Origin of the sequence: Imperialibacter roseus, from assembly GCF_032999765.1 — a bacterium.
Lineage (GTDB): Bacteria > Bacteroidota > Bacteroidia > Cytophagales > Cyclobacteriaceae > Imperialibacter > Imperialibacter roseus.
The window spans coordinates 1,037,060-1,057,029 of sequence record NZ_CP136051.1; the positions used below are offsets into that span (position 1 = coordinate 1,037,060).

The 19,970-nt window shown below is 48.0% G+C and carries 14 protein-coding genes; 4 read left to right on the forward strand and 10 right to left on the reverse strand.

The annotated features are described in order from the left end of the window. Positions 1–79: 79 nt before the first annotated feature. The 6 genes from RT717_RS04485 to denD form a co-directional block, all read right to left on the reverse strand. Positions 80–1,666 (reverse strand): ATP-binding protein, encoded by a 1,587-nt coding sequence (locus RT717_RS04485; protein WP_317490533.1) that lies wholly within the window; start codon positions 1,664–1,666, stop codon positions 80–82. Positions 1,667–2,054: 388 nt separating this feature from the next. Next, complete coding sequence (locus tag RT717_RS04490; RefSeq protein WP_317490534.1) at positions 2,055–3,488, reverse strand: DUF1501 domain-containing protein; 1,434 nt, start codon at positions 3,486–3,488, stop codon at positions 2,055–2,057. An 11-nt stretch (positions 3,489–3,499) separates the two neighbouring features. After that, positions 3,500–6,352: a DUF1549 domain-containing protein gene (locus tag RT717_RS04495; protein ID WP_317490535.1), complete on the reverse strand. Its 2,853-nt coding sequence runs from the start codon at positions 6,350–6,352 to the stop codon at positions 3,500–3,502. A gap of 323 nt (positions 6,353–6,675) precedes the next feature. Next, positions 6,676–7,203: a hypothetical protein gene (locus RT717_RS04500; protein ID WP_317490536.1), complete on the reverse strand. Its 528-nt coding sequence runs from the start codon at positions 7,201–7,203 to the stop codon at positions 6,676–6,678. Between the two features lie 170 nt (positions 7,204–7,373). Continuing rightward, positions 7,374–8,846 (reverse strand): GntP family permease, encoded by a 1,473-nt coding sequence (locus RT717_RS04505; RefSeq protein WP_317490537.1) that lies wholly within the window; start codon positions 8,844–8,846, stop codon positions 7,374–7,376. After that, positions 8,843–9,799: a D-erythronate dehydrogenase gene (denD, locus tag RT717_RS04510; RefSeq protein WP_317490538.1), complete on the reverse strand. Its 957-nt coding sequence runs from the start codon at positions 9,797–9,799 to the stop codon at positions 8,843–8,845. Before denD ends, RT717_RS04505 begins: the two co-directional genes overlap by 4 nt. A 111-nt stretch (positions 9,800–9,910) precedes the next feature. Here denD and RT717_RS04515 point away from each other — a divergent pair, with 111 nt between their 5' ends. After that, entirely contained in the window at positions 9,911–11,317 is a 1,407-nt protein-coding gene (locus tag RT717_RS04515; protein WP_317490539.1) for a four-carbon acid sugar kinase family protein, read from the forward strand. A 251-nt stretch (positions 11,318–11,568) separates the two neighbouring features. Here the strand turns inward: RT717_RS04515 and RT717_RS04520 are convergent, their stop codons facing one another. The 4 genes from RT717_RS04520 to RT717_RS04535 form a co-directional block, all read right to left on the reverse strand. Further along, the gene (locus RT717_RS04520; protein ID WP_317490540.1) at positions 11,569–13,086 is read right to left on the reverse strand and encodes a mandelate racemase/muconate lactonizing enzyme family protein; all 1,518 of its coding nucleotides are present in this window, start codon (positions 13,084–13,086) and stop codon (positions 11,569–11,571) included. A gap of 268 nt (positions 13,087–13,354) precedes the next feature. After that, the gene (gene rlmF / locus RT717_RS04525) at positions 13,355–14,401 is read right to left on the reverse strand and encodes a 23S rRNA (adenine(1618)-N(6))-methyltransferase RlmF (protein WP_317490541.1); all 1,047 of its coding nucleotides are present in this window, start codon (positions 14,399–14,401) and stop codon (positions 13,355–13,357) included. 160 nt (positions 14,402–14,561) lie between these two features. Then, a complete protein-coding gene (locus RT717_RS04530) occupies positions 14,562–15,677 on the reverse strand; it encodes an AEC family transporter (protein WP_317490542.1) in 1,116 nt (371 codons plus the stop codon). A 154-nt stretch (positions 15,678–15,831) separates the two neighbouring features. Then, positions 15,832–17,019: a pyridoxal phosphate-dependent aminotransferase gene (locus RT717_RS04535; protein ID WP_317490543.1), complete on the reverse strand. Its 1,188-nt coding sequence runs from the start codon at positions 17,017–17,019 to the stop codon at positions 15,832–15,834. A gap of 453 nt (positions 17,020–17,472) precedes the next feature. Between RT717_RS04535 and RT717_RS04540 the strand changes: the two genes are divergently transcribed. The 3 genes from RT717_RS04540 (at position 17,473) to RT717_RS04550 (ending at position 19,951) form a co-directional block, all read left to right on the forward strand. Then, on the forward strand, positions 17,473–18,633 hold the full coding sequence (locus RT717_RS04540) for a Gfo/Idh/MocA family protein (RefSeq protein ID WP_317490544.1): 1,161 nt from the start codon (positions 17,473–17,475) through the stop codon (positions 18,631–18,633). 93 nt (positions 18,634–18,726) lie between these two features. Beyond that, a complete protein-coding gene (locus RT717_RS04545) occupies positions 18,727–18,987 on the forward strand; it encodes a hypothetical protein (RefSeq protein ID WP_317490545.1) in 261 nt (86 codons plus the stop codon). Between the two features lie 229 nt (positions 18,988–19,216). Continuing rightward, entirely contained in the window at positions 19,217–19,951 is a 735-nt protein-coding gene (locus RT717_RS04550; protein WP_317490546.1) for a phenylalanine 4-monooxygenase, read from the forward strand. The last annotated feature ends 19 nt before the right edge of the window (positions 19,952–19,970 follow it).

The window sequence follows — 19,970 nt, forward strand, 5'->3', positions numbered from 1 at the left end:
GTACCTTAAGATTTTTCGATGAAATGCGATATCAGTGTGTTCGGATTGTTTGAGATAAAATGGCTATTTGTAGTATTGATTAGTGACTTGGGGCAATAGGAAACTTCAAAGTAAAGGTGGTGTGCTGATCGACGACGCTACGCACAGAAATAGAGCCCTCGAGTAACTCGGTTTCTGCTTTTACAAAATACAGGCCAAGCCCTTTTCCGGCTGTGTTTTCGTGAAATCTTTTGTATAAACCGAAAACCCTGTCCCCGAAATAAGACATATTAATTCCCATTCCATTGTCGGCTATTTCTAGTATCAACTTGTCTTCATCCAATTTACAGGAAATAGTTACCATTAGAGGCCGTTCGGGCGACCTGAATTTAATGGCGTTGTTGATGATTTTATCCAATATATCGTAAAGCAAGCTTCGGATGGTTGTGATATAAGGGGCTTGATTGAGGTCAAGTTTTATCACTATACCAAGCTCCCTAATTTCTTGTTCGTATTGTTCGAGAACCGAGGCAACGATTTTATCCCAAAAGATTTTTTCCACTGGATGGAGCAATTGATTTTTGATTGTGTCAATATGGTTCAGGTCGTCAACTACATTGTTCAGAGCGCCTAGTTCATCAATGCCTCTGTCCAATAAATCAGATAGCTCTTCATCTAATTTTTTCCTTGGCACCAGGTTAATCAGCCCATGTAGCGTGGCAATAGGCCCCCGAAGGTGGTGAGAGGCCATGTACATGAAATGATGTAAATCAGCATTCATTTTTATAAGATCCTGGTTGGCTTTTTCAAGCATGTCGTTTTGCTCAATCAACTTCTGTTGCAGGTCGATATTTTTACTTAATAGTAGATCATGTTGTGATTTTATCACCTTGTTTGCCTGAGTCAATTTTTCTTCGTTGCTCATCAACCTCGCCTCTCTTTGCAGAATGATATTGTACTGATGTTCTATCAGGTCTTTTTGGGATTGGATGCTCTTTTGTTGATTTTGGATCTCTCGAAGTTGGGTTTTTATTTCCGTATTTCTCCTGCCTAGTTCCTCGATGAGCTCCTCGTTTTCGGCCTCAGATTTTTCAAACGAATTTTTCAGAATGAGGGCGCAAGAGCCTATAATAACAATACCCATAAAGGCCCGGATGTTGGTGAGTTGATACGATGAATCTGCCAGGGAAGCATTGGAAAATCCGACACCAAAAAAAGTATGAACAGCGTCAAAGCTTATCACAGTAAAAGATGAAAGCCCCAGCGTGAGGAACATAAGCCATCTCTCCGCTGGAGTAAAAAGCAGAAAAGGTAAAATGGATGATGCTACCATGGTTATTCTGAAGCCGACATAACTCGATACTTGCATGTCGAGCCCATTGGTTTTGTTAATGATTGAATAACTAATGATAACGGCGGGTGTGATCCAGGACAGTAAAATGCGACTTGCAGTTGTCCACCTTACTGCGTTGAGGAGGATAGGAGTAAGCACAAATAAGGGCTGAGTGACCAGCGGTACAGTTATTAGAGCAGTTCCCTGCGTTATAGAGACCAGCAGCGTAAAAAGAATAGGCATTGTGGCGATCATTAAACTAAGGCTATTGCTTAGAATGACTGAACGCTTTAGCGCCTTGCTCATGTGTGGCTCCACGCCAATGTTCTGAATCTTTAATATCCAATGGAGCATTTGACGACCGATTAGGATGGTGTTGATCTCCACAACGTAAAGACCTTTGTTAAATAGGCTAATTCTTCATGAGAATGCAAAGTATCCGGAAGTATTTGTGATTTCTTCCCTTGCCAGGAGTTGAGCTAATTATGACAAGCAGTGGCGGTTGATACTAAACTAAAATTCTTTCACTTTTACGTTGGGAGTGCCGGTTAAGAATCTGATAGTGAGTGTGTGTTTGAGAAATGCATTTGGTTGTTACCAAAAGTGGTTGAATCCCTCCTTCCAGTGGTTTGTTTATTTGCGAAACACATTCTCTAAGTTCTATCTTATTCAGAGCAATTTTCAGGAGACTCTCAGAGAACTCAGGTGCGGGAAGGTCGGCATGCGGCAAAATTAACCTACCCTAAGCAAGCAACTCCAAAACGGCTTTTCCCTGCCCGTCGGGCGTGGTGTAGAAGGGCCGACCTTCGATCGTGTAGTTAGTTTCAGGATGGATACCTAAAGCATGGTAGATCGTCTGGTGTATTTGGTCAATAACGACGGTGTTTTCAATGGAGGAGCAGGGTCTTTCATCGGCCGTTTTGCCGTAAACCAACCCTTTTTTGATGCCCCCTCCCCACATAAGTATAGAGCTGCCATCGGTGAAATGCCGGTGCATGCCATAGAATTTTTCGTCTTCAATAACGTCAGGTTGATTGACCTGGTCTTGTACTTTTTCGCCCGGGCGCCCTTCCAGCAAGGCATCTCTGCTGAATTCGCTGGCCAGCACAATGAGCGTCCTGTCCAAATGCCCCGATTCATCCAAATCTTTGACAAGCTGCGCAACAGGGCCATCGATCAGTTTCTTCATTTTCACCACACGGGTATGTCCATTTTCATGCGTGTCCCAACCAAGAAAGGGCTCGTATTCTGTGGATATGCTCACAAACCGGGCACCATTCATGGCCAGTCTTTTGGCGGTCAGGCAGCCAAGCCCAAACCGGCCGGTGTTGTAGATGTCATACTTCTCCTTTGGCTCCTGTGTCAAATCAAACACCTGCGACTCGGGCGAATTCAACAACCGGTACGACTGCTCCATCGACCGCATCAACGACTCTCGCTGGTAATCGCTGCCTCGTTCCATCACCTCACTTTTATTGGCCAATTCTTTGTAAAGCTGATTTCTTGCCTCAAACCTTTTGATAGACATGCCCTGCGGAGGACGAACGCTCTCCAGCCCACTAGACGGATCCGGAATGAGAAATGGCCCATATTCACTACCGAGGAACCCAGCCGTATGGAAGGCTTTTAGTTCTTCGCCTTCCCCAACAGTGAAACGCTGCCCCATGGCAATAAAAGGAGGGATGACCGGATTGACTGGCCCCAGCTCTTTGGCGATCCAGGCACCAATATGCGGCGCTTGCACGGATTGCGGCGGCTCATAGCAAGTATGCCAGTGGTACTGGTGCCGGGTATGAAGGATGTGCCCCAGGTCGGCCGATTTGTAGGACCTGATGATAGCGCCTTTGTCCATCACACTGCCAATGGACTCAAGGCCTTTTGAAAAATACAGTCCATCCACAGCGGTCGGAACCTTTGGAAACGAGCTTAAAATTCTTTTACTCTCTACGCCTTTTGTGTAGGGTGTATAGGCCTTGGGGTCGAAGGTTTCTGTATGCGCCATGCCTCCGGCCATCCAAAGCAATATGACGGTGTCAGCCGTAGAATGAATTGCCGGAGTAGTGCTGCATGAGCTTAAAAAACTGGCTGTGGGAATGCTGACAGCCGCAGCGGCCAGGCTGGCAGCCCCCATTTTCTTCATAAATTCCCTGCGTGAGTTAGTTATCTCGTCATTCATTGGCTTTTCATCTAATAGATAAACTGGAATTCAGGTAAAAGTAACGTGGCCCAGAACAGGTCCTGCAAACCCTCCTTATCGGGGGTGTCGCCCAGGGCGCTCAGCATGACCGCCTTTTCCTGCGCTGACGGTTTCCGTCCAAGGGATTTTAAATAGAGGGTGTCAACGATTTTATCCCCATCGTTGCCTAATTCTTGCAGCCAGGTGCTGGCACCCTCTTCCAGTACCTGGTTAAAATAGGCACCATTGGTGAGTTCCAGCGATTGCAGCAAGGTAGCCTGATCATCCCTGGAGGTGGCTACAGTTTCCCGGCTTGGCCGACCAAGCGCTTTCAAGAACGGATGCTGCCTGACCAGACTGGCCCTAGCATAAGTGGGCACATTGTCTTCAAATGTAAAACTCAATAACTGGTCCCAATGCATGGAACCATAGTTGCGGGCATTCTCCCAATCCGAATCATCAAACGTAGCGCTCAGCCATTCTTTGCCTGGGTTCACATCGGCGCTTTTCCAACCCTCGCCACTCGCCGATTGTATAGTGGTTTCAAGGCTGTCCTTTTGTCGAATTTTCATCGCAAACAATATCCCCGCAGGATTGGCAATAGGGCCTTCATTCGTTCCCTCGATGGCGATAATGTTTTCTCCACTTTTCAGGAACTTCGTTACGTCCAGCTTACTTACTTTTCTCCAGTCGTTGCCTTCAGCCACCTTGTTCCCATTGAGGTAAAACGAATAAGAATGATCAACTGAAATCAGGGCCTGAGCGTTGATGATTTCCCGGTCAGTCAGGGTAAACTTGTGACGGAAATATCTCGTGCCGGGTTCCGGCAGTACGTCCCGGTCAAATTTCCTTTCACGGTGCCAAACCCTGTTCGAAGATAGCTGATCGCCGGAAGGGTTGTAAGCGGCGGCATAGTATACGGGGGCTATGACCTGGCTTACGGCGTCAGAAAATTGCTCGGCGCTCATTCGCCTGACAATTGGGCCGTTGAATACGTAGCGGGCCGACTTCACCTGCTCTAACTTTTCGTAGCTCACCGTTGGCAGCTGGTAGGCTTTAGATGTCATGATGGTGCGCATCAGCTGCTTTAAGTCGTAGCCCGACTCAATGAAATCCGCAGCCAGCCAGTCGAGCAAAGCACCATCCCAGGGGGGGGTGTCCATCTCATCCAAAGGTTCGATGATGCCACGGCCGATCAGTCTTTGCCATATCCGGTTGGTAATGGTTCGGTACAGCCTGCCATTCTCCGGTTTCACAATGATCTCCGACAGTTTCAACAAACGCTCTTTTAAGCTGTCGGCCTCCACCGATCCCAATTCCGGATACAGGAAGCTTATCTGAGCCATTTTTCCAGTGGGTTTGTCACACCGGTTGAGTTCCATCACCGAATCGGCGAATATGGAAGCAAAGCCATAAGACTGTTCCAGGGTGAGATTGCTTACGAAGCTGTTGTGGCAAGAGGCACACTTCACATTCACCCCCAGCAATGATTGACCGATATTTTGGGCGGCCTGCATTTCGGTGCGCTGACTGGCATTTACCACGCCCCGCCATTGGATGCCCTTGATAAACCCTTCGGAGGCTGGGGTGGGGTTGATCAGTTCGCTGACCATGGCATTGTAAGGCTTGTTTTCTAACAGTGATTTGTAGAGCCAGTCGGTGATTTGTTTTCTGCCACCGGTAATGAACCCCGTGCCGGAGTAGTCATTCCTTAGCAAATCGTTCCAAAAGCTCAGCCAGTGTTGGGTGTAATCACGGTTGTCGGCCAGCAGGCGGTCGATCAGTTGCGCCCGCTTGTCGGCATTCGGATCCCCAACAAACTGATTGATGGCGTCAGGCTCCGGCAGCAGCCCTACAATATCCAGATACGCCCGCCTGATGAAGGTTTTGTCATCTACCAATTGTGGCCAGGCAATGCCGTTCTTTTCAAAGTAGACCTCCAGCAGCTTATCCACGGGATGTTCTTGTGTGGTGGAAGCGGGCAACTCAGGCCTTGACAAGGCAAGGGCCGCTTCCGGGAATACTTTCAGCGCCCGATCCGACCAATGGGCACCCTTCTCGATCCATAGTTTGATCAGGGCGATTTCATTTTTCTGGAGCACCTTTCCCTTTTTGGGCATTACATCATCGTCGTTGGACGACAGCGTAATTCTTCTGTAGATCTCGCTTTCTTCAGCGTGGCCCGGCACAATTACTTTCCCGGATTTCCCACCCTGGAAAACGCCTCTTTTATTCTCTAATACCAGCTCCCCTTTTTGCTTGTTTTCACTGTGGCATTGGTAGCAGTTGTGCGCAAAAATGGCCCGGACTTCCAGATTCAGATCATCCAGCTCGGTTTCTGACAAGGAGTCCAGTTGCTTCAGTTGAGCCAATAATATCACACCTCTGGTATCGTCGTAATCGTCAGCATTTCCCGGCAGTACGCTTGAGAGGAAATCTTCGCCATGGGTGAGGCTGGCGCCCAGGTGACCTGTAATGGTAAGCGAGATAACCGTTAGCACCAGCAGCGACCGGTAGGCGAAGAAATTGGATAACTTCCCTGCATTTGATTTTTGGAGCAAGAAAGCGGCAAGGATAGAAAGTACAGCTGTGGCGATGCCCAGATTTTGATGTTGCTGTACCAGCTCGCCGGAGTAATCATCGAAAGTGCGAAGGAACCACCCGAGGCCAGCGGCCAATACTGCTGAAACGGCTCCCAGGTACACCATCCAGTTGATCCCATCCCTCAGGCCAGGCCGTCGGCCGTTCAGGGTAAGGGCCTCCAGAAAAAGAGCAACAACTAATAATCCAATAGGAAAGTGGACTACTAAGGGGTGCAGGCGACCCAACAGCTGAAATATCCAAGACCACGCATTCTCCTCCATGTTTGAAAATAGGAGGAATTTTTCACAAAAACATCCTTTAGGTTACGATTGGCAGAGATACTGAACGAGCGGATTAGGCGGGATCAAAAAGTATTATAACCTAATCAGGCAGGTGGCGGAGTCGGCTACTTGATTAGCGGTAGATTTTTTTTCTGTCTGCGTGAATTTGTTTTGGCCTTTTGAAATGACGGTTTCTTCCCAGTCGCCTTATAATGAGCGATTATCTCACTTATTCTTTTTCTCTCCTCAGTTGTCAACGGTGTTGGATCAACTATAAAGTCAACTCCTTCTGGTTCTTTAATATGTCCCATATTATTTATCTGTCAATGTGGATAATATTTTCTAATTAATCTAAGTGCTTCCTGAGGGAAGATTACCATTTTTTGCCCACCGATATGAGTCGCTCCTAAAATTTTCTCATAGTGGGTGACCAATTTTGTTTTGGAAGTAAAAGAAATGAAACCCTGATAGCCCTTGTCCCAGAAGGTTTTACAAGTGAATGCAAATAGGTTGCCGGGAACGCCTTCGTATAGTTTACGTTTTCCTAAGTTGAAGGGAGCACTTTCGATGAGATGGAGATAATAATGGTCGCAGTAGTCGCTGATGCTTATGAGTCCCTGAATGATGCCAGGATTATTGCGAATCGTCAATTTGAAAACTTGTCTATCAGCAAGCTTGAATTCACTTGTCCACTTGAAAAGCCACCCATTTTTCTTGGTGGCATTTTTCAAGTCAGCCTTGGTTATGGGATGAACATCAGTCGGGAAGCTATCTCCAGAAATAGTGTTAACAATGCTGTTTGTTAGCTTGTCAATCTCAATGTCCAGATGATATTTCGTCTGTTTTTCCACGTGTTAAAGATACAAAAATCTACTTGCAATGCCTGTCTTTAAGTGGATCGGTTGCATCGCCGCTGAGGCATGCTAAGCAACGTTTTGTCCATTGCCAGCGATTGTGTGGAACGACTGTACTCCGTATCTTCCCACACCTTCAATGAAGCTGTTTTAGCCAGGTGATTCCGCTATTGTTTGAAGTCTCCCTTTCTCCTTATCACCACCCACATCATGCCCAACCCCGCTAGTGGAATCAGCGGATCGAGCAGGGAGCCATTGGTGCCAAAGATTAAATTAGTCAGCGCAATTAATACCCCGCCAATGGCCCATGCGATAGTGGTGGGTACCGACCAGGTCATGAGCTGCAGCTTCACATCGGCAATGCCCATCATGCGGTTCACCACCCAAAAGAAGCTGTCGTTGAAATAGCTGAAGAACAAAGAACCCAACACGGCTGCCTGTGCAGCGAACAGCATATTGACATCGGGTAAATTCACCAGTATCGGCGCTGTGATAGACGCCGCTGTGATCATGGCAACAGTGCCCGATCCTTGGATCAGCCTCACAATAGTGGCGACGAAGAAAGGGATCATGATGGGGGAAAATGGGAGATTGGCCATCAGTGCGGCCAGCTGTGCACCGGAACCACTTTCCCGCACCACAAAACCAAGTGCTCCGCCTGCGCCAGTCACCATTAGTATAATGCCCGCTGACTTCAGGCCTTCCTCCAGTCGCTCTGATGTTTCGTGCCGGTTGAGGTGAGGCACCAGGGTGTAAACGGCAATCAAAGTGCTGATGCACAAAGCAATGACAGGTGAGCCAGCAAAGGCAACTACCTGCAAGACCCATGACAAAGTTGTGCTGTCGGTGGCTGCAAGCAAAGGGAACAGGTTGGTTACTGCCTTCAAGAAGATCAGTCCGATAGGGACAAGAATGGGAAGCAGCGACTTAGTCAGGCTGGGGAGGGGCTTGGCCTCTTTTTCTTTCAAGTAGTCAGCGTGGACGACTTTCAGGTCTTCCTGCACCACTGTGGTTACAAAGTCGGGATATGTTCTCCCAAGCCACTGCGCATACCACACGATCGCCAGGGTGCAAGGCAGGGCCAGCGAAATGCCGAGCAGCATCATAGCACCGATGTCGACACCAAAGAGCCCGGCAACACCCAAAGGCCCTGGCGTGGGAGGCACCATGGTATGGGTCACGATAAGGCCGCCCGCCAAAGCTACGCCCAGCGTCAGTAGCGAGCGGTTGCCTTTTTGTGCCAACGCCTTGGCGATAGGGTAGAGAATGACAAAAGCGGAATCGACGAAGATGGGAATGCTCACCAGGTAGCCGGTGAGAGCCAATGCCCATTCTTCCCTGCGGTGGCCCAGCCATTTGATAAAGGAATAAGCGATTTGTTCGGCAGCACCTGATACTTCCAGGATACGCCCCATCATCACCCCCAGCCCGATCACGATGCCAATAGTGCCCAGTGTAGCTCCAAAACCTTTGGTAATAGCGTCGAGGGTTTCATTCACCGACAAGCCTCCGGTGATGCCCGCCACACAAGCCGCTGTAATCATGGCAATGAGCGGGTGCACTTTGGTGCGAAGCACCAGCAAAATCAAGACGAAGACGGCTACCGCCAGACCAATGATGGGAATGGAGAGTTCGCTCATCCCGCTGACGGTTTGCTGGAGGCAATGAACTGCGTGATGAAGGCATCGAACTGCCCGTCGACCGTGAAGCCAAGTGCCAGTCCTCTGGTATTGTCGATGGCGGCAGGCCAGCTACTCACAATGGCGTTGACAGCAGCATCTGGTTTGAATTGCACCCTGGACAGAGCGGCCTGGCCGGAGATACGCTCCAGCGAGTCGAGCATTTGTTGCACCGTAACACTAACCCCCGGCAAGTTGACAGTACGCCAGCCACCGAAAGCTTCCGCTTTCAGCGTGGCGGCATGGATAAGGTTTTGGATCACAGTATCGGGGCTTGAGAGCCAAAGTGCCAGTTCGGTCGATACGGGGCAGATGGCGTCTTCTCCATTAATCGGCTCACGAATAATGCTACTGACAAAAGAAGAGGCCGCCAGGTTGGGTTTCCCTGGTCGCACACAAATGGTAGGCAATCGCAGCACCCTCCCGTCGACCAACCCTTTTCGGGAGTAATCATTCACCAGCAGTTCACCAATCGCTTTCTGGGCACCATACGACGAACGGGGAGTGAGTGCCGTGTTGTCCAGCACGGTGGCGGGCAAATCACCACCAAACACAGCGATGGAGCTCGAGAAAATAAACTTAATGCCTGGTTTTTGATGACGACAAGCCTCCAGTAGTTGGCGGGTAATGTCCATATTGACTTTCCAGCCCAGGTCGAAGTCTTTCTCCGCATGGCTGCTCACCACTGCCGCCAGGTGAAAAACAACACCTGTTTCGGCGGAGATAAGAGATTTGGCTGCCCCCTCTTCAGAAAGATCAGCTTGCAGGCACCGAATCCGGCTGTCATTTTTAGGATAAGAAGGCGTCACAATGTCTACCAGCAATAACTCATCAAAAGCAAGGTTACTGCTGAGCAGGGCTTTTGCCAGGCGCTGGCCGAGGAAACCTGCTCCTCCGGTAATGATTATTTGCATAGATTCAGGGCTTGTTTAACGGGTCGATTTATCCGACTTAAAAAGATAAATAATAAATTTATTACCCCACCACCTATGAAGCTTATTTGAGTGGTTGATCAAAGACTTGCGATGTACGAGAACGTAAACGAAAAATTCAATCAGTTGCCTCCTGATTATCCCGAAGACCTCCTGCCAGCCATACAAAAGGAGTTCCTGGAAAGTGAAAAGACCATTGTGGTACTTGATGATGACCCGACTGGCACACAGACATGCTACGATGTGATGGTGCTTACCAGTTGGGAGGTAGCCCTGATTACTGCCGAACTCCGACAGCAACCCTCCATTCTCTACATCCTCACCAATTCAAGGAGCCTGCCGGAGGCAGAGGCTATTCACCTGGCACTTGAAATAGGGCGGAACCTTAAAGAGGCGGCAAAAGAAAGTCAGAGAGAAGTGGTGGTGGTGAGCCGAAGCGACTCCACTTTAAGAGGCCACTTTCCTGCGGAGGTAGACGCCGTAGCCAAGGCCCTTGGTTTTCAGGGAGCAGTCACTGTGCTGGTGCCAGCTTTCATTGAGGGAGCCAGGTATACGATTGATGATGTGCATTACCTCGTTGAAAATGAGGAGCTGGTGCCTGTGTCTGACACACCTTTTGCTAAAGATGTGTCGTTTGGCTACCAGCACGCCAACCTGAAGGAGTGGGTGGAAGAAAAAACCAGGGGACTGATCAAAGCATCGGAAGTTAACTCGGTGTCCATCGAAGACTTGCGGGCAGGCGGCCCTAAAGTAGTAGCAGAGAAACTGGAAGCCTGCGCTAATGGATCAGTGTGCATCATGAACGCTGCCAGCTACCGTGACCTGGAGGTAGGAGTGCTGGGATTGATCATGGCCGAAAGGTCAGGTAAGAAATTTCTGTACCGCACCTCTGCCACCTTTGTGCCCACCAGGGCGGGCATGGTATCAGGTAAACTTTATGTCCCGCAAAAAGAGGATACAGCGTCGTCTCACGGTTCGCTTGTGATGGTAGGCTCTCATGTGCCGAAAACCACCGCCCAGCTAGCTTATCTGCTCAAGCAGGGCAGGCACCAAAAACTGGAGATAGATGTAAGTCAGCTGCTTCAGTCGCAAGACTTAAGTGGCGAGGCAAGCGCCATTAGTGCACAGGTGGATGCCTGGCTGGCTGCTGGGGAGGATGTGGTGGTTCATACCAGTCGCCGACTGGAAACTGGGGCAGACGCAGAGAGCAGCCTGAAAATCAATGCCCTGGTGTCCAGCTTCCTTGTCGCCATTGTGCGGGGAACTTCTGTCCGTCCAAAGTTTATTGTTGCCAAAGGCGGTATCACGTCAAGCGACCTGGCCTCGAAAGGGCTTTTGGTTCAAAAAGCAACTGTGCTAGGGCCGGTCATTCCCGGAGTGCCGGTATGGAAGCTACACCAAGAAAGCAAGTTTCCCGGCCTGATTTACGTTGTGTTTCCCGGCAATGTAGGCGATGATAAGGCGCTGACACTGGTATGTGAAAAGTTTGGTGCTGGGTAGCATTATGCGGGCGGAGTGCCTACGGCTGGTTGTAAGAAATAAGGGTTGCTGACTAGTTTTAACTAGCGCAACAACCCTGCGTAGTTGTTAGTTGCCCACAACCCTCCAAGGGTTTATCTTCTTCAGCGCAGCAGGCTGTCATGTCTCCAGGGAGAGGTTAGCTAAAGGAGAACTCTTGGAGGGTTTCTTTATAAGGCTTTCCCAAATACGCTTGCCTTGGAGAACTGGTCGCCTAAGCCATGATCGAACTATCAGCTCCACAGCCTGTCGTGCGATCGCTTGGCGTCCCATTCCGGCGTAGGTCTGAAATAGCTATTATCTTCCGCATGAAGATGCTTTTTAAGCTCATCTTCATTTAGCTCTACTCCCAGGCCTGGTGCATCGGTGGGCACATGTGCAAAGCCTTTGGTGTATAGCGGTTTTTTGCCGACCATTTTCACCAACTGAGGCCACCAGGGATTGTCCACACACTGAACGGGTAGCTCAAGTGCCATAAAGTTTTGCGTAGCTGCGGCACAATGCACATTGGCCATAAACGAAATGGGAGTGCCTGCGAAGTGCATCTTCATAGCCACGTCAGTTTCTTCTGCGTAGTCTCCAATTTTTTTGGTCTCCAATATCCCACCTGAAGTACCCATATCAGGGTGCACAATGTCGACCGCATGCACATCGCAAAGCTTTCTGAATTCCTCTTTTCCAAAAATATCCTCACCTGTAATGGTTGGCGAGTTGATCGAATCAGTGATGTGCTTTAGCTGCTCGGTGTTGTCCCATGGCACAAAGTCTTCCAAAGAAGCCAGCCTGTAAGGTTCCAATGCATTGGCCACCCTGATGCAGTTGTTTACATCAAAGTGTCCGAAGTGGTCGGCAGAAAGGGGAATATCATAGCCCACCACGTCCCGGATCATGCCTACATAGTTGGAGAGCAAATCCAACCCCTTGTCGGTAATTTGCACGCCGGTAAAGGCATGTCTGGTGTTTTGATAAGAAAGGTAATTGTCCAGGTTGTCGTCGTTGAAGCCGGGGATGTAATTGCTGTTAACCACGGTGCCTGGTACGTCGCTGTACACATGGATGCCCGGATGCATCTTGAGCCATGTGAAGCCCTGATCCACCATGCGCACTTTGCAGTCGGCTTTGAACTTCTCTATGTCCATATTTTTGCTGTTGTGAGCAGGCACGTAGGCATAGAGCCTCACATTCTCCCGGTATTTTCCGCCCAGGAGTTGCCATACGGGCACATCATATGCTTTGCCCACCAGGTCCCACAGCGCCATTTCCACGCCGCTTACACCGCCAGCTTTGCGGCCATGACCACCAAATTGTTTGATCACTTTAAAGATCATTTCTACGTTGCAGGGGTTAAGGCCCAGGATCCGGCTTTTAAGAAACAGGCCATAGCGGGGGTCAGCGCCATCTCTTAGCTCACCCAAACCGTAGATGCCCTGGTTAGTATCGATGCGGATCACCACATTGCGGGCATTGGTATAGGAGGTGCCATTGTCCAGGGTCACGTAGCGCATGTCCGTTATTTTAAGATCGGATGGATTTGATGCCTTTCTGACCTTTGAAGTGGTTTGTGCTACCGAGTCTTCGAATGTCATGCCCATGATGCCTGTCAGTGCAATGCCACCCATGGCCGTTTTCTTAAGAAAGTCTCTGCGGTTATCCGATGTGGTGGGATTATCGATCTCTTCCTGAATGGCAGCAGCCTCATGTTGTTCCTGCTGCTTGTTTTCGCTGATCAGCTTTTGTAAGATACTCTTCATAGTGTAGTTTATTTATAAGGTATGTTGAATGCATTTCAATACTCCGGGAGCAAATAGAATCACCGGAAACGAGCTCGCCGACGAGCTTCAACTATCAAGAACCATATCCTTTCCTCAGTAGAGTAGAGCAGAAGGAACTAACCACAATCGAGTATACCTACCAAAATAAGCCTAAATAGATGAACCCCCAAATCGGGATGCAGAGAACGGTGGGTGAAAAGATGATATTCTGCAAACGGCCTTGGAGAATGGTAGATGTGTCCCAGTCTCATGAGGAGCTTTTGTCATTTTTGCCCAATGTTTTATCATGACTTTCCCACCTTGTTCTCATCCATTCTTCTCGCTGCTCCTTCGTAAGAAATGTCCATGACACAATGCGGCTGGTTTTATTTCCCTGCCCCATGGGAATTGTTTTTACGTCAGAAGCTTGCGCTTTCTTTAGGGCTTCGTAGACGCCGTCAAGATTCGATGACTTCGACACGAGGGTTGAAAACCAAAAGCAATGAGAGGCGAACTGTTTACTTTGGAAGGCCATATTCCTGATAAACCCTTCTTCCCCTCCGACACACCACAGTTCATTGCTTTGGCCCCCAAAGTTCAAAATGGGCTTGGTAACTTTCTTTTGCTTTAGATTTCTCAGCTTTCGTATTGTCCCGGATTGGGCTTCAGCAAAAGACGCATGAAATGGTGGGTTGCAAATCGTTAGGTCGAAGCGTTCATCCTTTTGAATAATGCCGACGAATATGTTTTTGGAATTTGACTGCAACCTCAGTTCAACCTTCCCTTTTAATTGGGGATTCGCTTCAATTATTTTGTTGGCAGATGTGATAGCCACAGGTTCGATATCGGCGCCTACAAAAGACCAGCCATACTCCGCATGCCCTATGATGGGGTAAACGCAATTGGCACCTACGCCGATATCCAGGCATTTTATTTCGCTGCCAGTTGGAGGCTTTCCCCGTTGTGACAAGGCATGTGAGGAGGCCAATAGGTCTGCCATATAATGGATATAGTCAGCTCTTCCGGGAATGGGTGGACACAAATAACCTTTTGGGATGTCCCAGTCTCTAATATTATAATAGTGTTTTAAAAGCGCTTTGTTCAGCGCTTTGACCGCTTCTGGGTTGAAGAAGTCAATTGATTCGTCGCCGTAGTTATTCAACCTAACAAATGGTGCCAGGTGTGGAGTGCTCTGACTAAGCTGCTTGAAGTCGTAGCGCTGCCGATGCTTGTTGCGTGGGTGTAATTTGGTTTTTTCTACCCTTTGGCCAACCCGATCCGCTGCATTGGGAAGTTTCTTTTTCTTATCTGGCATGGAGGTGTTCTCTCTGGGGATGGTGTCACTTTAGACGTAATCCCGTCCACACCCAAAGTTACAAATTGTTGGCAGTAAGTAGGCTGGATGACGAGCCGCCGGGTAGCAGGCAACGGCCCCATGCCTCTAACGCCTTTTTATCCAATGTACAAAGGAAATGTTAGCTTCGTTCTTCTGCCAGTCGGCTTGCATAGGTTTTGAACCAGCGAGCAGAAAACAAAAGCGGCAGAGCGGCTAAGGCAATAAAAATACCGGATGAAAGAAAAACATTGGCTGGCTGCACAAAGAAGTCTTCAAACACATAAACGCTAAGAATAAGTGCGACAGAAAAAGGCAAAGAGCACGCCAATGCATTCATGGCAAAATCGAGATCAAACGTGCGGGGGCGAATCGGGTTTTCCTGTGCACTTTCCAATGTATTAACTGCCGACATATGGGCAAATGGCCAGAAGCTACATGCACTCTGAGGAAACACCACGATGAGAATCATGGTAGGCACGTCGGTTACTGGTAGCAACACCAGCAGCAAGCCGCTGATGACAAAAGCGATGGCAGACCGGAAGAATAAAAATGAGAAAATAGCTTTTACTTGCTGCCAGGTAAACTTGATAGAGATGCCGATGAAAAGGAGTATGAGCGGCGTCATCATTAAGCTCATTTTGTCAACTGAATCCCGCAGAAAACCAGGCAAGGAATCGAAGTTTAGCCCAAAAGCAAGCATTACAATGGCCACAGCAATCACCATGTTGACAGGCTCTTCTAACATTGACTTGAAGAGGCTTTTGAGTTTTTCGGAGGTGTTTCGGTTGCCAATCTCATTGCGGTCGAAATACCATTTCATGGCAATGCTGTATAATATTATCAGCACAAACACTTTGTTGCCCACGTCGGCCAGCGCAGCCAGTGCCAGTGGCTCCTCGCCGTGGTACTCCATAATGAATGGAAACAGCGAAAGGCCCGGTGCCAGTGAGGGTAGTAGCATTATCAGCGTGCGATACTGCTCTTCTTTTAAGTTAAACAGCGAAGGCAAAGGTAGCTTGCTTACCAACAAATACATAAGCAGGTTGAAGCCAAGTGCCAGTACAGGCACAATGATCATCCCCCACGAAAACTCAATTTTCAGTAAAGCAATGAAAATGGTGGCAGGAAGCGCCAGGCTGAGTATGAGCGTCTTGATGCCATCCTTTCGCTCCTTGCCCTGGATTTTTTTCTGAAGAAAATACCCGATGGCAATAAGGAGAAGGAATGAAATGGTTTTAGTAATGGCTGAATTCATGAACTAAAACAGAAATACTTTGTGCTTATAAAAAACGAACGGTGGTCGATTGAAAAGAGGGGTATTGTCGATGTGTGGGCGCTGCCCCGGGCCATCGCTGTGGGCACCTGATTGAGTGCCGGAAACTCAGCCCGGGCAGCTAACACATAGGCAGTTAACTGACAATCTCGTAAAGACTTTTAGTGAACAGTTTCACTTCGTCCATGGTGCCCATGCTTACCCTGGCATAAGGCTTCCCGTCGATCTCAAATCCTCTGATGCCCACGCCTCTGTCCATAAACTGAGTGAGAAATTCCTTAGTGGGTACCTGAATAGGGAATAAGATAAAGCTGGTGAACGACGGAATTGGATTCATGCCGGCCTTTTTTAGCTCAGCGAACACATATTCTCTGTTCTCCTTATTGTGCTTTCTGGTGAATTCCTGGAACTCAACGTCCTTTAGGCTAGCCATACCACCTTCAAGTGAGGTCACGCTGATCCCCATTTCAGTGCGAACCATGCTCTTGATTGCTTTTACTCTCGCCTCATTGGCGGCCATATAGCCAAGTCGCAAGCCTGCCATGCCATGTATTTTGGAGAAGGTACGGCAAATGATGACGTCATAGCCTTCCTGCACAAGGCTCACTGCGGTGTTTGCTTCAGGGTTATCAAGTAGCTCCATATAAGCCTCATCGATAAACACTGGCACCTTTGAAGAGACTTTTTTACAGAATGCCTTGATCTCACTTACCGGCGTCATGGTGCCAGTTGGGTTGTTCGGATTACAGATGTATACAAGCTTGGTTTCATCGTCAATCGCTGCTGCCATGGCATCCAGGTCGTGCGAATAGTCTGCCTTTAATGGAATGTTTTTCCACGTGCCACCAATCGATTCAGCGGTTCTTATCATCGACATGTAGCTGGGATCAGCCGAAACAATGTTGCCGCCCTTCATAAACAAAGAGAAAGCAATTTTTTCCAGAATGTCGGTTGAACCAGGCGACAAAAGGATGGATTCTTTAGATACACCTTCTTTTTCAGCAAGGAAGTCGACCATTTTGGCTGAGCTATTATAAACATAGCGGTTGCCCATAGAAGCACTTGCTGCAATAGCGGCAACAGCTTTCTTTGAAGGCCCCCATGGGTTCTCATTGGCGAGCAGCCTGGCTTTCATATCGGCTCTGTCAGCCATCATTACATGGTAATTTTCCATGAGGCTGTACTTGCCTTGATAAGGTTTCATGCCAAGCGCTGGCTTGCTGTTGGCAAATGCGGGAAATGCAGCGCTGGTTACAACACCGCCGGCAGCCAAAGCACTATACTTCAGCCACGATCTACGATTAAGATTGGTTGTCTTTTCCATCCTCTTATTACAGGTTTGAATATTGGTTTAATTATCAAAAGAAGCCTGAGCATGCCTCTGGTAATCCTGAAATGTTCCTCTGATTGGGAACTGAAAATAAAAGGGGTGTCGAATAATGTAGATGCTCAGATAAGCTTAGGAAAGATAAACAAAAGCGCAGGTAATAGTCAAAAATATTGTCGCCTCTTATGAAGTATTCCTTAATTTTTAGAAAGTTGATAATTTATGAGGGTAATAATTGCAAAACAGATAGCGCTTAAGACTGCTCAAAGACCTGTTGGCGCTTTTCGCTGTCTGGGCCATTCAAATTAAATTCGTTCAGGGAGTTGAATAAAACTTCATTTTTAGCCGAAAAATGAATTTATTGAGGGGAAATTGGCGGGCCACCCACCGGGAGAAGCCGGACACTGGTGGCGGCCATTCGATTGTTTCACCCTAAAACTATCATAGATAATGAGCAGAAAAATAAGAATGGGCATGGTAGGTGGTGGTCGTGGTGCGTTTATTGGCGCTATTCACCGTCACGCAGCTGGCCTCGATGGACAGGTTGAATTAGTATGCGGAGCTTTCCATATTGATCCTGAAATATCTGTCGCTTCAGGTAAAGACTTTTACCTGCCTGAAGACCGTTGCTACAGAACTTACCATGAGATGTTTGAGAAGGAAGCTAAACTTCCGGCTGACAAGCGCATGGATTTTGTTACAATCGTTACGCCCAACTTTGTGCACTTTGAGCCTGCCAAGTTGGCCCTGGAAAACGGGTATCATGTGGTGTGTGAGAAGCCGCTGTCATTCAGCCTGGACGAAGCTCTGCAATTAGAGGCTTTGGTGAAAAAGACAGGTCTCACATTTGCCGTTACACATACCTACACCGGTTATCCCATGGTGAAGCAAGCCCGTGAAATGATTAAGGAGGGGGTCTTCGGAAAGATCCGAAAAGTAGTGGTAGAATACCCACAGGGCTGGCTATCAACTCCGCTGGAGCAGTCAGGTAACCAGCAAGCCAGCTGGAGAACAGACCCTAAGCGCTCGGGTAAGGCTGGAGCTGTGGGCGACATAGGTACCCATGCTGAGAACCTCGCAGAAACCATCACCGGACTTAAAATCACGGAGCTTTGTGCTGATGTAAGCCGTATGGTGTCGGGCCGTTTGCTTGACGACGACGCCAATATATTGCTGCGTTTCGACAATGGGGCCAAAGGTGTTCTTCACTGTAGCCAAATCGCTGCTGGAGAAGAAAATGCACTCAATATTCGTGTGTATGGTGAAAAGGGAGGCTTGGAGTGGCACCAGATGGAGCCTAATACCATGCTGGTGAAATGGCTCGACAAACCCACTCAAGTGTATCGGGTAGGTGGTGACCGTGCATATATGGGCGCTGTTGCCCAGGCGAACACACGTACGCCGGCAGGCCACCCCGAAGGGTACCTGGAAGCGTTTGGCAATATCTATAAGAACTTTGCCAAAACTGTGCAGGCAAGAATCGATGGCAAAAAGCCAGATCCGATAAATCTTGATTTCCCGACCGTTGAAGATGGTGTGCGTGGCATGAAGTTTATCGATGCCGTGATTGAATCAGGCGACGCTGGCGCTAAGTGGGTGAAGCTGGACTAAGGGCTGGCGCTATATGTTAATAAGAGTAACTACGGTGTATTCGCTATGAATCATTATATTGGTCATACTGTTACGAATTGAAACCAATAACGAATGGACAAGAACACTGAAAACGCTATTGTTAATGCGCTTGGAGATATTCATGTTACTTTACACTACATGAAAAATGACCTTTCTGACATGAAAAATGACGTTTCTGATGTGAAGAAGAGTTTTAATGTTTTCGCAGGAAAGGTGCTTGATAAACTTGATACTCTCGATGGTAAGGTAACTGAGGCGATAGGTTTGAAGAAGGAGATCGAGAAACATTCATTGGACATTGAGGCCATTAAGAAGCATTTGAATATTCAGTGAAATTTCAGACGTAGCGCTGTCTACTAACATTGATTTTTTGTAACTTTATACCAAATAATGAACGGAAATACTTATCATATCTATTACTATCATGTGGCTCCTGAGCGATTTAGGCAGTAATAGACGATATTTATATAGCTATTAGAAAAAAGGCCTCAATCGCATGATTCAGGTCTTTTTTCGTTATTAGAGTAATTGCATTAACCCAACAAGTGAAAATTATACGTTTATGAGACAGATTTATGAGAATTACGACGACGAGGACTTCAAGGTCTGGCAACTGTTGTACGACCGTCAGATCGTTAATCTTCCCAATGCAGCGTCGAAGGCACACCTGAAAGGACTTGAGCAAACAAATTTTGTAGCCAGCAACATTCCCCATTTCGAAGACACTAATGAGATCCTGCACAGGATTACGGGCTGGAAGCTGGCGGTGGTGCCGGGGCTTGTGCCGGATTATACCTTTTTTGAGCTGATGTCGAACAAGTATTTTCCGGCAACTACCTGGCTGCGGAAAATGAAAGAACTCGACTATCTGGAGGAACCCGACATGTTTCACGACGTATTTGCCCACGTACCCATGCTCACTAACCAAAACTTTGTCAACTTTCTGCAAGAGTTGAGTAAAATTGGGCTGAAATACTGCGGCAACGACTACGCCATAGAATTGCTTTCCCGGATCTATTGGTTTACGGTTGAATTTGGCCTGATCAGAGAGAATGGCGAACTGAGGATTTATGGTGCAGGTATTTTAAGCTCGGCGGGGGAAACTAAATTTTCGCTCAGTGATAAACCAGCTCACTACGAATTCAATGTCAGGCAGATTATGGCAACACCTTACTGGAAGGATAAATTTCAAGACAAGTACTTCATTATCAACTCCTATGAGCAGCTCTACAAAGCGATTCCTGAGATCAAACAGGTGATTGCTGAGGAAGTTGATAAGGCGCTGCACGTCCATTGATTTCACTTTAACCCCGGAA

Bases quoted from the DNA above. Each gene is read 5' to 3' on its own strand.
- RT717_RS04485 (WP_317490533.1), bottom strand. From the start codon at position 1,666: ATGCTCCATTGGATATTAAAGATTCAGAACATTGGCGTGGAGCCACAC.
- RT717_RS04490 (WP_317490534.1), bottom strand. From the start codon at position 3,488: ATGAATGACGAGATAACTAACTCACGCAGGGAATTTATGAAGAAAATG.
- RT717_RS04495 (WP_317490535.1), bottom strand. From the start codon at position 6,352: ATGGAGGAGAATGCGTGGTCTTGGATATTTCAGCTGTTGGGTCGCCTG.
- RT717_RS04505 (WP_317490537.1), bottom strand. From the start codon at position 8,846: ATGAGCGAACTCTCCATTCCCATCATTGGTCTGGCGGTAGCCGTCTTC.
- denD (WP_317490538.1), bottom strand. From the start codon at position 9,799: ATGCAAATAATCATTACCGGAGGAGCAGGTTTCCTCGGCCAGCGCCTG.
- RT717_RS04515 (WP_317490539.1), top strand. From the start codon at position 9,911: ATGTACGAGAACGTAAACGAAAAATTCAATCAGTTGCCTCCTGATTAT.
- RT717_RS04520 (WP_317490540.1), bottom strand. From the start codon at position 13,086: ATGAAGAGTATCTTACAAAAGCTGATCAGCGAAAACAAGCAGCAGGAA.
- rlmF (WP_317490541.1), bottom strand. From the start codon at position 14,401: ATGCCAGATAAGAAAAAGAAACTTCCCAATGCAGCGGATCGGGTTGGC.
- RT717_RS04530 (WP_317490542.1), bottom strand. From the start codon at position 15,677: ATGAATTCAGCCATTACTAAAACCATTTCATTCCTTCTCCTTATTGCC.
- RT717_RS04535 (WP_317490543.1), bottom strand. From the start codon at position 17,019: ATGGAAAAGACAACCAATCTTAATCGTAGATCGTGGCTGAAGTATAGT.
- RT717_RS04540 (WP_317490544.1), top strand. From the start codon at position 17,473: ATGAGCAGAAAAATAAGAATGGGCATGGTAGGTGGTGGTCGTGGTGCG.
- RT717_RS04545 (WP_317490545.1), top strand. From the start codon at position 18,727: ATGGACAAGAACACTGAAAACGCTATTGTTAATGCGCTTGGAGATATT.
- RT717_RS04550 (WP_317490546.1), top strand. From the start codon at position 19,217: ATGAGACAGATTTATGAGAATTACGACGACGAGGACTTCAAGGTCTGG.